This window comes from Myroides odoratimimus (genome assembly GCF_001485415.1).
In the GTDB taxonomy this organism is placed as follows: domain Bacteria; phylum Bacteroidota; class Bacteroidia; order Flavobacteriales; family Flavobacteriaceae; genus Flavobacterium; species Flavobacterium odoratimimum.
The window spans coordinates 279,206-294,152 of sequence record NZ_BCMQ01000001.1 but is presented as its reverse complement, the minus strand read 5'-3'; the positions used below and the strand labels follow the sequence as shown (position 1 = coordinate 294,152).

The window sequence follows — 14,947 nt, the reverse complement described above, 5'->3', positions numbered from 1 at the left end:
TAGGGACTTTTTTGTTATAGTTATAAGAGATATCTTAGTTAGCTGTTAATAAAAAGCACAATATAATGTTCAATACAACGACAACTAAAGTAATACTAACACTTGTATCTACTACCTTATTTTGGTTAGGAGGAGGGATGCATAAAGTGGTAGCAAATAATCTATCGAATGAAGTATCTGTTCTGACAGATAAAAAGCACGCTAAGTATCCAGGTCATTTTATGAATGATTTTGTAAAAGCCTTTTATAAGAATAACCAAGAGATAGAGACAGAAGAGACAGAACTTAGTTTTACTATTAATTTTACAGTAACAGAGTCAGGACAAGTAGATAATATTACTGTGCCAGGTATTACAGACTCATCTATATCAGAGGAAGTTGTCCGTACAGTGAAGTCTCTAAAGAAGTGGAAGCCTGCTACAGAGGGTAAAACAGCAATAGCATCACGATATTCAGTACCTTTTTATATTAATTTATCAGATGTCAAATCTGGTAATAGTAAGCCAGTATATTATGCAAAGAAAGAGGATAGCTTATATCAGATGGCGACTTATCCAGGTGGTATAGACGCTTTTTGGAAAGAGTATAATAAGAAAAGAGGCCCTAATGGAGAAGCTAATTTTGTTGGGGATAGACTGAAATATACAATTACGGTGACTATTGAGAAAGACGGAACAATGACTAGCCCACAAGTTAAAGGAGTTGATAATGATAGACATCAGCAGGGAGTGTCAGAGGAGTTTATGAATATAGTAGGAAAGATGACCAGATGGTTCCCAGCTATGTATGATGGTAAACCGATTCGTAGTAAGATGAACTTTACATTTACCAATAATGTATCCATATTAGAAGTATAACGAAATCAAAGAAGAGGGCATATCGGTCTCTTTTTTTGTTTATCTTGAACTTGCTAAAAAAGAAAACAGAATGATACATAGAATCTTAAGACTAGTGTTTGTTTTTACCTTGTTTGTATTAGGTACGCAGTATAGTGTAGCTCAGAGAAAAAATAAAAAGTCAAAGAATAAACACACAACAGAAGTTGTTACAACACCTCAAGATACGATAGCTACGTATCAAGGAGATTTTAAAGAAGACTTCTTAAGGGCATTCTTTAAGGAGAGTGGTAAGATTGTATTTAATGGAGCAGAATTTAAGTTTGTTCTTAGTTTGTTATTGACTGATACAGGAGAGGTGAATGAAGTCATCGTTCTTGGTGTAGATAATAGCAATGTCAAGGAAAGAATGAAGACGATTGCGATGAGTGTAGGAACTTGGAATCCTAAGGTAAAAGAAGGAAAGCATGTCAAATCTCAAGTAACAATCCCTTTCGTTATTAAGCAAAGTGACTTTATTATGACTCCTGCAGATTTAAATAAGTTGTTAGAAAAAAATAAAGAGTAAACGATCTGTTAGTATAAAGCTATATCTCTGAAGAATGTAAACCTATTGATTTTTTATTGGTGTAATAATAACTCTGTAGTAAGTTCATAATTTGATACGAATTTATGGACTTACTACAGAGTTATTTAATAGAAGATTACTTCGCTACGATTTCTATAAGTTGATCTCATATAAGACATGCTCTACTAGAGGATGGTCTTTAGGAACAAGAGGATGATTAAAGTTCTTTACATAAGACATTCCTATTTTCTCCATTACATTATACGAACGCTTATTCTGTGTCGTAGTGAATGAATAGATCTTATCTAATCCTAAAGTTTCTTTACCAAATACTAGACATGCTTTAGCAGCCTCCGTAGCATATCCTTTACCCCAGAACTGTGGTAGCATACGCCATCCTATCTCTACTCCTGGAGCGAAGTCTACATTAAAGGTAATATCTAGTAACCCGACAAACCCAATAAAGCTTCCACTGCTCTTTTCTTCTACTGCGAAGAATGCATATCCTTGAGTATCTATTTTACTCTTCATATTGTTATATGCCTGTGTAGATTCCTCAGCTGTTTTCTTGTCTAAGAAGAATTCCATTACTTGATCATTCTGATTCATTGCTATAAAGTCAGCTAGATCACTTTCTTTATATTGACGAATCAGTAGTCTTTCTGTTTCTATAAATACTTTCATTGTTTTATTTATTTTATTGTTTGTAGAAGAGTAATACTATAGGTTAATCTCTTCACGTACTTTTTTAGTTAAGCTGTTGAATACTAAATCATACGAATGATCTATTAATTCTTTTAATAGAGGCCACTGTACAGAACCTCCTAAGTGTACACTGTTCCAGTGTTTTTTGCTCATGTGATATCCAGGTGTGATTTCACTATAATCAGCACGTAATTCTTCCGCACGTTCAGGATCACACTTCAGATTGATAAAGCAGTTCCCTTGTTCCCATTTCGTTAGGTTTAGGAGTAAGTATATTTTACCTCCCACCTTGAATGTCAGGGTTTCTTTATCAAAAGGGAAGTCTTCTACTGTCCCTTTTTTATTTAGGCAGTAGTCATAGAGTATGTGTACATCCATAGTTATAGTGGTGTTTTACCGAGTTGTATTAGTTCTTTTCGAGATAGAGTATCGTAGACTAGATCATAAGAGTGGTCTATCCATTCTTTGATCTGATCAGGTGTAAATCTACCTCTGAGATATACCGTATTCCAGTGTTTCTTGTTCATGGTATATCCATAAGTAATATCTTCATATTCTTCCCTTAATTCAGTCGCAAGTTGAGGTTCACATTTGAGGATAATATTACGATTACCTTGCTCCCAAAAGTGCATGGCAATCATAGCAAATATCTTCCCGCCAACTTGGAATGTCATTAAGTTTTCGTCAAATGGGAAACCACTTGTAGCGTAAGGTCTAGAAGAACAATAGTCGTATAATTCATCTAGTTCCATAGTTTATATGATTTTATATAATACAGGTTTACTAGGACTAGCATCATTGACAAAAGAAGCTAGTTGTATATTCAGAAAATAGAACCCATCCTTTACCTCATCATTCACATATATCATTTCTGTAATGGTAGATTCTAGTCTTGCATCATCGTTCAGATGATGCGTATCTGTTACATTCCAGAATGCCTTATGAGCGAGTAGTTGCCCGCCATCTTCTTCTCTGTCTACACTTGGCAGATCTATAAGTAGATGATTTATACCTTGCTCTCTTAAGAAGGTCGCAGCCTCAGCACATAAGTAAGGAGGATTAGTATGAGAGTATTTTCTATGTTTTTTGTTTAGCTCATTAGGCGTAGTACGTATGATAATCGCTTTTTGATGATTAGCAGTCCATACCTTTTTTACCTGTGCTAATGTGATTACACAGTCTCCATCTTGTTGTACTTCTGGAGAGATAGTCACAAGTTGAGCAAAGAAGAAATATTCTTTTAAGCTCTCATTGACATTGTAGAAGTCATACGTGATATGTCCTAGACATTCTGTATGAGTCCCATGCCCATGAGGGTTGAAGGCGATATTATTAAAGTTAGTCGAAGACTTTCCTTCGCTTACTTTTCCTATCCAGTCTTCTACGACTACAGGAGATATCTCAGGCTTATCTAGATACCATGCGATAGGGTTATCGTCAGTATTGATAAGTGGGATAGAGATATCTATCGGCTTAGAGAAGTCGATTTGATAGTCTGTATCTGAATAGGTTATCGTTGCTTTCATTGTTTTATTTCAAATCTAAATAAAATAAATCAGATGCAATACCATCACTTAAGAATTTTCCTTTATTTGTGATTGTAAGGATATCACCTTCTTTATGCATGAGTTCCTCTTCTAAGAAAGAGGCGCTAAGTTTGACTAAATAATCGTGATAAGTCTTACCGAACTCTCTTTCTACACGAGTCAGATCTACTCCCCATATCGTTCTCAGTCCAGTCATGATATATTCATTATATCGATCCGTTAGGTTGAGCTCTTCTATTTCTCTAGGTAGTTTATCTTCCGAAATATCTTTGATATAAAGGCTGTTATTCGCTATATTCCAACTTCTGTGTACTCCATCAAAGCTATGTGCTGAAGGACCTATACCTAAGTACTTTTTACCTAACCAATACGCTGAGTTATTCTTAGAATAATAACCCGATTTAGCGAAGTTAGACAGTTCATAGTGGATATACCCATTTGATTTTAGAGTCTCTATTAACAGCATAAAATGTTGATGAGCCACTTCTTCTTCAGGACTAGGGATAACCCCTTTTTTGATTAGCTTATTTAATGCTGTACGCTCCTCTACAGTTAGCGCATAGCACGATATATGTGGAATACCAAGGTCTAAGATACGCTGTACATTAGATAACCATCGTTCATTGCTCATATTCGGAATACCGTATATTAGGTCTATTGAGATATTGTCAAAGAGACTTGTAGCTATCTCTAGACATTCGATAGCTTCAGTAGAATTATGAGCCCTATTCATCATCTTCAGATCATCTTCATAGAAAGACTGAATACCGATACTTAATCGGTTCACTCTAGATGCTGCTAATTTGTATAAGGTCGCTTTATCTAGATCATCAGGATTCGCCTCTAATGTGATTTCAGGATTCTCATTAACCTCAAATAAATTATAGACTGTCTGTATTAGGTCATTAATCTCATCTACCTCCAAAATACTAGGCGTACCACCACCGAAATATATTGTCTCAATGATTTCACCATCTAGTTCAGTTTGGCGCAGTGCCATCTCATGTTTTAGACCTGCTAGCATTTCCTCTTTCTTCTTTAATGAAGTAGAGAAGTGAAAGTCACAGTAGTGACACGCTTGTTTACAGAACGGAATATGTATATAGATACCTGCCATTATTTCTTTACTCTATCTTGGTTTTGTTTTACGAATGCATCCCAGCCACTATAACTTTTAGTAGCCAATGTTCGCCCACTGTTAAAGAAGTGACAGACAGCCGCTGCTAGTCCATCCGTACTATCTAGATTATTAGGTAGTTCTTTTAGTCCAGGTAATAGTTGTTGTAGCATCTTTGCCACTTGTTCTTTACTTGCATTACCACTACCTGTGATTGCCATCTTTATTTTTTTAGGTTCATACTCTGTCACAGGGATATCGCGAGACAGTGCTGCAGCCATTGCTACCCCTTGAGCACGTCCTAGCTTTAGCATAGATTGAGGGTTCTTACCTAAGAACGGAGCTTCGATAGCAATCTCATCAGGGTGAAAAGTTTCAATTAATTCAATAGTTCTATCAAATATCAATCTTAGACGAGTATATCTATCCTCATACTTAGCTAATAGCAATTCATTCAGTTGAAGGAATTCCATCTTTTTATTCACCACCTTGATTACGCCGAATCCCATGATCGTTGTTCCAGGGTCTATACCTAATATGATTCTATCTACTGTCAATCTATTCTTGTTTTTAATATCTATGCAAAGATGATACGAAATCCACACTACTCCAAAAAACTGTTCAGTTTTGCTATAAACCTTAGCAACATAGCTTTTGTATAAGAGCTGTAGTCACTTTTTTGCACTAGATACACTATCACACTAAAAATATCGTTTACTTTGTAGCAATGAAGATACTATCTGACAAAACTAAGCAATATCTCGTACTTCTAATTAAAATATTAGTAGTAAGCGCTGCTTTTTATTACATCTATAATCAGCTGTCAAATGATGAGACACTGGACTTCCATATTTTAGGAGAAGTAGTGAGTGATCCTAAGAATTACCTTGCTATTGCTGCGTTGATGTTCTTGACATTCTCTAACCGCTTTGTAGAGATTCTGAAGTGGCAGAGTCTATCTTCGTTAATCAAACCAGTCTCAGTAGGACAAGCGGCTAAGCAAGTATTGAGTGCTTTGACACTTGGAATATTTACCCCAAATGGAATAGGAGAGTACGCTGGTAAGGCACTTTATTTTGAGAAGAAAGATGCCCCTCGTGTTATATTCTTGAATATGGTGTGTAACGGGGTGCAGGTGATCTACGCTATTGTTTTTGGGTTGATTGGGTTGACTATTCTGAATCAGTTCCATGAGATTATCCCCAATACGTATCTGTACATTGTATACGCTGTGATAGCAGTTGTATTTACGTTGTTATTCTCTATCAGAAACTTCGCTATAAAAGGCTATTCTATACAGACTATTCTCAATTTATTAAATGAGATACCAAAGAATAAACACCGCAAGAATCTATTCTTAGCCCTACTTCGCTATGCATCGTTTACCCATCAGTATGTGATTTTGTACTATCTATTTGGTGTAGATATACCTTATTTTGAACTCTTATGTGCAGTATCTGCTATTTATCTGATGGCCTCTTCATTGCCTAACTTTCAGTTTTTAGAGTTTGCTGTTAAAGGGAGTATTGCCATGTTTATCTTCACTGCTTTAGATGTTAATCAGTGGGTTGTTGCTTTAGTTGCTACCTTGATATGGTTACTGAATATTGTGTTGCCGATCAGTATCGGAAGTTACTTTGTATTGACATTTAAAGTAAAAAAATAGATAACAACAGCAGAGATACAGTACATATTACTGCTTACTCAAGACAACAGGAACCACGAATTGACTCTTCACAGGAACACCTCTTTTTAGAGCAGGATGTACTGTAGTGAAATCTTGACTTTGTTTGTGTAAGATATCATCTATTGTTTTAGTCAATCCTTTTAGGCTATCAGGAATCTCGTATAGCTGAAAGTCTATTTTAGAATTTGCTTGTACAGTCACCAGTATTTTGAGTGTGTCTAGTTGATCGAAGTTGCCTTGAATAGTATCTGCATTTAATCTTAACTGTAGATTTTGGGTAACATATGAAAAGAAACAATCCTTTTTAGCTTGGTTATCTGTTAGAGAATCACATGATTCTACAGACGGATAAGTATCTACCTTACTCCAGTCTATCTTCTCTAATTCCTCTTTTAATAAAGCCTCTTCGTCTAGTTGATAATTCGCTTTATTCTGACAACCTAGTAATACTATCGATAAGAAAATTGAAAAGAGTAATTTTTTCATAGCTTGGATTATTGTATCTTTAATTCTCAAAAATACAAAAAATACAGATGGAATATGTACTATTATTAATCAGTATCTTATTATTAGCAGGAGGACTTATCGGAAGTGTGCTACCTGCGCTACCAGGATTACCATTGAGTTGGGTAGGCATTCTATGTCTATATTTGACTAAGGGAGTAGAGATGGATCATCCTATTCTATGGGTTAGCTTTGTGGTGATGATAGCGATTTCCATTTTAGATTATATCATTCCCGCACAAGGCACTAAGAAATTTGGAGGGAGTAAGTATGGCGTATGGGGAACCAATATCGGACTAGTAGTCGGGATATTTGCACCTATTCCATTAGGGTTTATTATAGGGCCATTTGTCGGAGCTTTAGTAGGAGAGTTGATTTATAATAGCAAAGAAAAAGGTAGAGCATTAAGAGCAGCTACAGGCTCGCTGATTGGTTTTTTAGTTTCTACTTTTATGAAAGTAGTAGTCTCTATCATCTTTATAGGTTTAGGGATAAAGATTATTTGGAACAACGCCTCAGTGTGGTTCTAAGATAGTCGTCAATTATTTATCCAAAAAGCAATGTCATGCTGACGAAGGAAGCATCTCATACTATAAGAATTCTCGTATGAGATCTTTCCTATCGTCAAGGTGACACGCTAAGCGTATATAGCAACACATTACACCTACCACACAGTCTGTGACTTTAGTACTACTGTTCTATTTTTACTTTGAATGTTTCTCTCCATGCACTTGATACTTGAGTCTTGATTTCAGAATTAGTGATACGCACTTTTAGCTCATCATTAAAACGGACATTTACATCATTTGCGTACTCGTCGAAGTTATTGACACGTACATTCATACTACCATCTGCATTTAGAGGTACTAATCCATAGTTTGTATTAGCGCTAGGAGTGAAGTTAGCGGGAGTATTCGCTTGTGCAGGAGTGATGATAGAAATATCTTTAAATACTATCACCACTAGACATGCAGCTATTACTGTAAGTATAGCTTTAGTGTATAAATCAACTTTCATAATATTTTTTTTAATAGTTAACTAGTTGAAATATACAAAAATAAGCGTTCTAAATATAGACTATCTTTTATTTTTTACTTCCTAATAACGGTTTTTCTATAAAAGTAATTCCGATACCGAGTAAGATAATAGCACCTCCTATCATCATCTGTACAGTGATCTGCTCGTCTAAGAATACCCAAGCTAGTATAGCCGCTAGCAGTGCCTGACTAAGAAGGCTTAACGATACACGAGTAGCTCGCATATGCTGAGTAGAGTAGCTGATTAATAACCAAGCTAACAATTGACAGATAATCCCTTGTATCACTAGTGTCACCCATCCCTCTGTAGACCATCCCGTAAAAGGCGAACCTGCTATTAGATTCACTATCGCTAAGAACACAGATGAGACCAGTAAACTATATGTCATAAATGGGATAACTCCTACAGTAGATAGCACCTTTTTACTCATCAAGATATAGCATGCATACAATATCCCTGACAATATCCCGAAGGCAAAAGGCAGGTCAAAAGAGAAATCCATGAATACTTCTACTCCGATAAGAACCACCATCCCTAGAATAGCGAATACTGTTCCTATCCAGAAGTTAGACGTAGGCTTAGTACTTAAGAATAAATAACTACCTATACCTACCCATACAGGAGCGAGGTTAGTCAGTAATGTAGCCTGTGTAGCAGAAGACCCTTGTATCGCATAGTTCCATACAGCGATATCAGATCCGAAGAAGATTCCACATAGCACGATCAAGATCATTGTTTTAGCATCATATAGCTTGATCTGTTTCGTAAAGATAGCATAAGGCACTACGAATACTGCAGCTATAGCCATACGATAGAATGCAGATACTAGACTCGGAGTCAAGTTTAACTTCACAATCACAGGGAATATAGAGATACATATTATTCCGATAAACAATGCTATACGTGGTTTATTAGCCATAATGGGTCTTTTTTTTAATAGCTGCAAAGTAACACTTTTCTTTTGCTAGTTTCTCTGTTTTTTAACAAAGGTCATTAGAATATGAGTTAGATTGTTGTGATTAGAGAAAGGGGTTTAACTTTTTCTTCTTACATTTAGTTCTGATAACACATATAGAAGCCCCCAACTCTATATTACTTAAACTCGAGAAGAGAATGAATAAAGAACTTTGGGCAAAGATAGAAGCGTTCCAACTAGATAAATGGACAGATGAGTATGGATTCGTATTGCGCTTAGCGAAAGAGAACTTATGGACTAAGCATTTTACAGAATCAGCTATACTAGAATACAAGAAGTTTATGTATCTCGCTGCCACTTCTAATCAGATGGTCTCCCCATCAGATATTGTCGATATCGTATGGCATCAGCACCTTATCTTCACACAGAGCTATAATCGCTTCTGTAAGCTGTTAGGAAAGGATATACAGCATATCCCTTCTACACATAACCGTACAGAGATAGACAAATTTAGAGAAGCAAAAGAACAGACCACCACCCTCTATACTAAAGCATTCGGAGAACAACCTAAAGAGATATGGGAGTATCGCACGATGTATGACAGCCTTCGATTAAAGAAATCTAAGCTAAGTGATAATGGACTATTAGGGACATCATTAGTACTTGTTATAGCACTCTCTATTATTTTATTTTATCCTTTGCGCGCTATTTATCGAGAGATTAGTAGTGAAGTATTCTTACCATTTTGTATAATTATCTTTATTGGGTTATATATATTTATGGTTCGCCATAGTAAGACTAGGATTCAAGAGATTATTACAGATAGTAGTTACGAGTCATTTATCTTTAATCTACATCCTTATGAAGTGTTGTATCTAAAGAATAGAGGAGTTAGTGAAGGTGTGATAGGAACATTTCACGAATTGATAGAACAGAAGAATTTAAAGCTAGAACCTAAAGGTAGAATTAGATTGATACAGAGTCGTATTGTGAAAAACCGTGAACAGGCTGCTGTACTAAAAGGTATAGAAGAAACAGATATAAGAGATTATGAGGATTTAGTGAATATGCTGAAGACTAAACCCGTCTTTATGAATAACAAGATTGTTATAGATGCACTGTTTAGTTATATCCGTAACTCAAATAAAATTAACCAATTGATTATTCAACTACTTGTTACATTAGGTGGTATGTCTTTTTTAGCATTTATGCGTATAGTTATTGGTATTAGTAGAGATAAACCTGTGTTTCTTATTTCTATATTGACTATCGTGATGGTTGTAACTACCATCGCTACTATAAGTGCAGTATCATCTAGCTTAATCGAAAAAGGTGTTTTAGCCTATTATCAGTCAAGAATTATCCCTAAGAAAGCAAAAGAGAACAACTGGCAGTGGTCTTATGTAGAGGGAGGTATGGCGGCTCTAGGAGCAGCTCTAACTACCACAGTTATATTATCGAATAGTAAGCACAATAATGTATTTGATTCTAGCAATAGTTGGGGTACAGACTCTAGTAGCTCTAGTAGTAGCTCTCATAACACCTATAGTAGCGACTCAGGTAGCTCATGTGGTAGTAGCTGTGGAGGTTGCGGAGGTGATTAGAGATAATCTATTCAACGACATCCCACGTCTATTCAACCCCATCGTAGGGCTGTATTACATACAGCCGATGATGTATAGCCACACAACGTATCACAGATTATAAACATAAACACCTCATACTGAATTAATTATTTCATAATGTTAAATAAATAATTATTTTTTGTTTAAAATGTTAAAATATATTTGAATATATGTCTATATTAGCATTTTGAAAATTATTATTGCTGTGAAAAAGAATCTTTCATTGTCTGAAAGATAGAGGTACTATTAGTTTAGACTCGTTTGATTATCGTAAGTTTGTTATCTAATGTTCATATAGTAAGTGTAAGTGATAAGATTAATTATTTTGAACATTTGAAAAGCCAAAAGGATACTTCCTTTTGGCTTTTTTGTTTCTTAACGAATGCAAAGAACGACTTAAGCCTACTATCTCTCTAACTCCACAAATGAATTGTACTATCATCATGATGGCAACCTGCATAGATAAGGAATGCTGATATCAAAACATTTAGACATAATGTATTGTTTTCCCTCTCATTCCCAATACCCTATTTTCCAAACTCTGTTCCCCGTTCCCCAATTCCCATCACTTTATCACGATAACATTGAAGAGCTGTTGTAGCATCTTGCGAAAGTGTTGTCCATATCTATCCTCTATCTCAGTAGGAGAGAGTGAGGTAGTGATATGTATGCGAGGGTACATCTGATCAAAGCGTTGCTCATAGTGACTCTCGATGATATTCGTAACTACCTCACAGGCGTACCCGTAGTGTTTTGCCACTTGTTCTTTGCCAAGGTTATCTAGGCAGAAGGGTTTTGCATTGATGTTTTCGTATCGTGTAGTCGTCTCGAATCCTCTCTGCATAAAGTCATGAGCGAGTGAGCGACACGTCTTGATATCATACTGTTTCTTTCTAGAGAAAAAAGGTTTGACCAGCTGCATCACAGCAGTCTTGCCACTACTAGGAGCCCCCATGATGAGCAATCCTTTATCTAGCGATAAATCTAATCTCTCTAGTGTAGCGTGATCTTCTATGGCATAGATAAGCACTTTGTACAGTGCATCTTTGTGAAACGGATTAATGATAAACTCTTCCCCATATAACTTTTTTCCTCTTTCGAGGATATAAGATAAGCAGGTATTAAAATCATACTGCTTCGTTCTCTCAACCAAATCGTATGTGTCTTCTAAATTAGTTTTATAGCGCTTCATCATATTTTGAAATTGTTGAATTATTTATATTTATATGTTTTTGTTTATTGTTTATAGTTTTATATATGTGTCCCACTACTAGTCCACGACTTGTCCCACTTTCGGGACAAGTGCTGACCTCCTCTAGTGTCCCACTTTCGGGACAAGTAGTGGACTGGTGCACTGTACCATTTTTTGGACTAGACGTGTCAGACTTAGCCTTCTTTATTTTCTTGTGTCGCTCTATGATATCCAGAGTATAGATGATCTTCATCACAGAGTTGCTATAGCTAGACGTAGACGGTGTATAGACTATCCATCCCCAGTCCACCATCTCTTGGAGGCACTTACTGTACGTAGTCTCGCTCCCTATTTTGCTCAAGCTCATTAGTTCAGGACGGTTGATAATAAATGTTTCTGTAAAATGGTTGAGGTTCCACTGCTGGAATAAGGCGATGTATAAGCTAACATGGGTTGGTTTTACAGCAGGATTATCCTTTAGTAATTCGAACCAAAAGTTGAGATGCTTGATGTAATTGATGTTTTTCATATTGTCTTTTTTAAGTTGATAAATAGCTTTAGAATAGTATCAAATTTAAAAAAGAGATTCCATTTAAAAATACAATTTATAAACAAAGTTTCGATTATAGGAGGTTTTGGTTTTAGGTAGTTTATAAATGGTTATAATACCTTATTTAATCAGCTATAAGGCTTGTTTTACTAGAAGAAATAAAAGGATAAATACCGTTTTTAAACCAGATTAATGTAACTATTCAAATATTGCCAAAAGCGAGAGAAGTGCATTTGTATTCGAAACATTGTTCTTGTTTGATTACATGGTTCAATAATTGGACTAGAGATGGACTCATCTGCTTTTTTTGACCGCTTATGCTATCTTGTGCCCTGATTATAAACCCATCAAAAAAGTAAAATGTTATGAGAAGAAAACCAACGAGATTTTGTATTTACCCAAAAGATGTCATGCTTATCACGGGTAAGAGTTATTCTACGTCGCTAAGACTGTTGCGAAAGATCAAGACAGTCTACCGCAAACCTAAGGAAGCTTATGTCAGCTACACGGAGTTCTGTGAGTATACAAATCTAGATGAACAAGAGGTGCTAGAGGCGATCAGTAGATACTAAGAGACGGCTATAGCGATGTAGAAGAAAGCCTATATCGCTATTTTTTTGTGCGATGAGGTAGAGATAGTTCAGATCAACTATTGATGAAGTAAGGAGATGGTTCGGATAGAGAATGACCATAGTTCGGTAAAACACCTTCTAATCCAAGTAATCACTGCTACTCTCCGAATAGTTTCCGAACGAGATAAAAATGAAATCTTGTTGTAGTTTGATTATCAGTGTGTTGTTTTAGTTTCAGTCAGGCATACTGAGTCAAAAAGGGATTTTAGAGTCATTATCTCCATATCTGTTCATTTATAGGCATAGCGCATCGCTCCACCTAGAGATAGAGGAGATGAGAATCAGGAAGGATTAGGCTATCCCAATGTTGGCATCATAGGAGTAGATGAGGTACATGTACACACAGTGGACTTCTTCTTTCTAAATAAATAGTAGAGATGATTAGCTCCGTCGACAACGAGCGTGTTGATGTGAATCAATTCATACCCTTTGCCATCTAGATAGTTCATGATATCGATATCTGAATTAAAAATCATGGGTGTACCATCATCATTTTTGAGTTGCTTATTTTTTGCCTTTTGCCCGTAGTTTATATTGGCATAATGCTTACTTGATAGGGTAGGTACAGTTACGGTTACCTCTAGATAAGTAGCCGTGATCTCCGATAGAGGCGTGTCACTGACCGTCTGCCCATAAGATATTGTACAGAATAGTGTAGCGATAAGTAGGATAAATCTATTCATAGTTGCGTTTGATTATATATGTAAAGCTAAAGATAGGCTATATCGCGAATATATATATGTGTTAGTCTTATTAATTTAAGAGTACATACTGAGAATGTTGAACTACGATATAATAAATAGGGGATATCACAGTTAATTAGGTATTGCTAAAAAGAAATAAAAACACAGCGCTAAATCGCACGAAACAAATTGTTTATGAAAAAGAAAATACTACTAGTATCTACTGTGCTTACACTACTGACTACTACTGATATCACCGCTCAAGTGAAGAAGGATAACACTCCTCCTAACCGCGATCAGACTACCAAGAGCTATAGTAAGGAGGCTACTCCTGTGCGCTCTCGCATCAGTATCGAGCAGCTATCTCGCAATCTGACCAAAGCCTTTAAGGAGAAATTTCCTACTAATTCTGTGGATTATGATCGCTCAGTTATTTTTGACTTTATGATAGAGCCTGACGGTACTGCATCTTATATCGAGGTAGTGCGCAGTGACTTCGACAAGGAGATGGAAGTCCACCTTATCCAACTAATCGATAAAGTAACCATGAACGCCTGGGAACCTGCCTCTCTAAAAGGTAAGAAAATACCCATGCAATACACCGTAAAGCTATACGTGATGAAGGGAAATTAGTTTTAATGAGGAATAATGTACGTCTTGTATATAAAGGTAGAGACGGATCATCATCCGTGTCACATAATGTATGCCACATGCGTTAGACCCTGAAACTATACGTGATGAATAATTGACAATGAATAATGAGGAATAATGTACGTCTTGTATATCAAAGTAGAGACGGATTATCATCCGTGTCACATAATGTATGCCTACATGTGATAGACAGATATTGTTTATTCCTCATTGATATGCCTTGCAATATTTTGTGTCTACCGCAATGCGTTGACATCTTTCTTTATCCATGTAGTATGTCATCTTGACGATAGGAAAGGTCTCATATTATAATTAGGAATTAAAAATTAAGAATTAGGAGTGTGTGCCTATGGCATTTATTATTTCATCCTATAGGTATGTAGAGACACAATATTTTGCGTCTACTGTAGTGCGTTGACACCTTTCTTTATCTATACCATATGTCACCTTGACGATAGGAAAGGTCTCACTCGTATTGTAGAGTGAACACTGCTTATGGATGATTTATTTCTTATAGATTTTTCTTTTTAGTCAGTTGAATATTAGTAACTAATACATTTTTGACTTTCAGATATGTACCTTCCCTAAATAAAATGAGGTGATTACGGAATACCGTAAAGGTTATGTGTAAAAAGTGGTTATTATTGTATGTAAGTTTAAAATTTTTAATTATGAGTTTATCTGCATTTTATGACT

18 protein-coding genes are annotated in these 14,947 nt (G+C 35.9%); 7 read left to right on the top strand and 11 right to left on the bottom strand.

Annotated elements, in window-relative coordinates; translation table 11 throughout:
• The first annotated feature begins 65 nt into the window (after positions 1 to 65).
• Together MODO_RS01295 and MODO_RS01290 are read left to right on the top strand one after the other, a co-directional pair.
• Positions 66 to 857, top strand: coding sequence for an energy transducer TonB (locus tag MODO_RS01295; RefSeq protein WP_006257576.1), 792 nt, complete (start codon positions 66 to 68; stop codon positions 855 to 857).
• 70 nt (positions 858 to 927) lie between these two features.
• Entirely contained in the window at positions 928 to 1,404 is a 477-nt protein-coding gene (locus MODO_RS01290) for a hypothetical protein (protein WP_006257575.1), read from the top strand.
• 153 nt (positions 1,405 to 1,557) lie between these two features.
• Here MODO_RS01290 and MODO_RS01285 read toward each other — a convergent pair whose 3' ends face one another.
• From MODO_RS01285 to ruvC, 6 genes are read right to left on the bottom strand one after another with little or no spacing between them, the layout of a single operon-like run.
• On the bottom strand, positions 1,558 to 2,088 hold the full coding sequence (locus MODO_RS01285) for a GNAT family N-acetyltransferase (RefSeq protein ID WP_006257574.1): 531 nt from the start codon (positions 2,086 to 2,088) through the stop codon (positions 1,558 to 1,560).
• Between the two features lie 36 nt (positions 2,089 to 2,124).
• Positions 2,125 to 2,487 (bottom strand): MmcQ/YjbR family DNA-binding protein, encoded by a 363-nt coding sequence (locus MODO_RS01280; protein ID WP_006257573.1) that lies wholly within the window; start codon positions 2,485 to 2,487, stop codon positions 2,125 to 2,127.
• A 2-nt stretch (positions 2,488 to 2,489) separates the two neighbouring features.
• The gene (locus tag MODO_RS01275) at positions 2,490 to 2,861 is read right to left on the bottom strand and encodes an MmcQ/YjbR family DNA-binding protein (protein ID WP_006257572.1); all 372 of its coding nucleotides are present in this window, start codon (positions 2,859 to 2,861) and stop codon (positions 2,490 to 2,492) included.
• Between the two features lie 3 nt (positions 2,862 to 2,864).
• Complete coding sequence (locus MODO_RS01270) at positions 2,865 to 3,635, bottom strand: cyclase family protein (RefSeq protein ID WP_006257571.1); 771 nt, start codon at positions 3,633 to 3,635, stop codon at positions 2,865 to 2,867.
• 4 nt (positions 3,636 to 3,639) lie between these two features.
• Complete coding sequence (gene hemW, locus MODO_RS01265) at positions 3,640 to 4,773, bottom strand: radical SAM family heme chaperone HemW (protein WP_006257570.1); 1,134 nt, start codon at positions 4,771 to 4,773, stop codon at positions 3,640 to 3,642.
• Positions 4,773 to 5,330, bottom strand: coding sequence for a crossover junction endodeoxyribonuclease RuvC (ruvC, locus tag MODO_RS01260; RefSeq protein WP_006257569.1), 558 nt, complete (start codon positions 5,328 to 5,330; stop codon positions 4,773 to 4,775). Before ruvC ends, hemW begins: the two co-directional genes overlap by 1 nt.
• A 170-nt stretch (positions 5,331 to 5,500) precedes the next feature.
• On the opposite strand from ruvC, the gene MODO_RS01255 reads away from it, so the two are divergent.
• Positions 5,501 to 6,439, top strand: coding sequence for a lysylphosphatidylglycerol synthase domain-containing protein (locus MODO_RS01255; RefSeq protein WP_006257568.1), 939 nt, complete (start codon positions 5,501 to 5,503; stop codon positions 6,437 to 6,439).
• A gap of 27 nt (positions 6,440 to 6,466) precedes the next feature.
• Here MODO_RS01255 and MODO_RS01250 read toward each other — a convergent pair whose 3' ends face one another.
• Positions 6,467 to 6,946, bottom strand: coding sequence for a hypothetical protein (locus tag MODO_RS01250; protein ID WP_006257567.1), 480 nt, complete (start codon positions 6,944 to 6,946; stop codon positions 6,467 to 6,469).
• 47 nt (positions 6,947 to 6,993) lie between these two features.
• Between MODO_RS01250 and MODO_RS01245 the strand changes: the two genes are divergently transcribed.
• Entirely contained in the window at positions 6,994 to 7,494 is a 501-nt protein-coding gene (locus MODO_RS01245) for a DUF456 domain-containing protein (RefSeq protein WP_006257566.1), read from the top strand.
• 160 nt (positions 7,495 to 7,654) lie between these two features.
• Here the strand turns inward: MODO_RS01245 and MODO_RS01240 are convergent, their stop codons facing one another.
• Both MODO_RS01240 and MODO_RS01235 read right to left on the bottom strand, forming a co-directional pair.
• Positions 7,655 to 7,981 (bottom strand): hypothetical protein, encoded by a 327-nt coding sequence (locus MODO_RS01240; RefSeq protein WP_006257565.1) that lies wholly within the window; start codon positions 7,979 to 7,981, stop codon positions 7,655 to 7,657.
• A 67-nt stretch (positions 7,982 to 8,048) separates the two neighbouring features.
• Positions 8,049 to 8,921 (bottom strand): DMT family transporter, encoded by an 873-nt coding sequence (locus MODO_RS01235; protein WP_006257564.1) that lies wholly within the window; start codon positions 8,919 to 8,921, stop codon positions 8,049 to 8,051.
• A 194-nt stretch (positions 8,922 to 9,115) separates the two neighbouring features.
• Here MODO_RS01235 and MODO_RS01230 point away from each other — a divergent pair, with 194 nt between their 5' ends.
• Positions 9,116 to 10,522: a glycine-rich domain-containing protein gene (locus MODO_RS01230; RefSeq protein ID WP_006257563.1), complete on the top strand. Its 1,407-nt coding sequence runs from the start codon at positions 9,116 to 9,118 to the stop codon at positions 10,520 to 10,522.
• Between the two features lie 586 nt (positions 10,523 to 11,108).
• Here the strand turns inward: MODO_RS01230 and MODO_RS01225 are convergent.
• Positions 11,109 to 11,738 (bottom strand): hypothetical protein, encoded by a 630-nt coding sequence (locus MODO_RS01225; RefSeq protein WP_006257562.1) that lies wholly within the window; start codon positions 11,736 to 11,738, stop codon positions 11,109 to 11,111.
• 912 nt (positions 11,739 to 12,650) lie between these two features.
• Here MODO_RS01225 and MODO_RS01215 point away from each other — a divergent pair.
• On the top strand, positions 12,651 to 12,857 hold the full coding sequence (locus MODO_RS01215; protein WP_006257560.1) for a hypothetical protein: 207 nt from the start codon (positions 12,651 to 12,653) through the stop codon (positions 12,855 to 12,857).
• Positions 12,858 to 13,213: 356 nt separating this feature from the next.
• Here the strand turns inward: MODO_RS01215 and MODO_RS01210 are convergent, their stop codons facing one another.
• Positions 13,214 to 13,600, bottom strand: coding sequence for a hypothetical protein (locus MODO_RS01210; protein WP_006257559.1), 387 nt, complete (start codon positions 13,598 to 13,600; stop codon positions 13,214 to 13,216).
• A gap of 195 nt (positions 13,601 to 13,795) precedes the next feature.
• On the opposite strand from MODO_RS01210, the gene MODO_RS01205 reads away from it, so the two are divergent.
• A complete protein-coding gene (locus MODO_RS01205) occupies positions 13,796 to 14,233 on the top strand; it encodes an energy transducer TonB (RefSeq protein ID WP_006257558.1) in 438 nt (145 codons plus the stop codon).
• Positions 14,234 to 14,947: the final 714 nt, after the last annotated feature.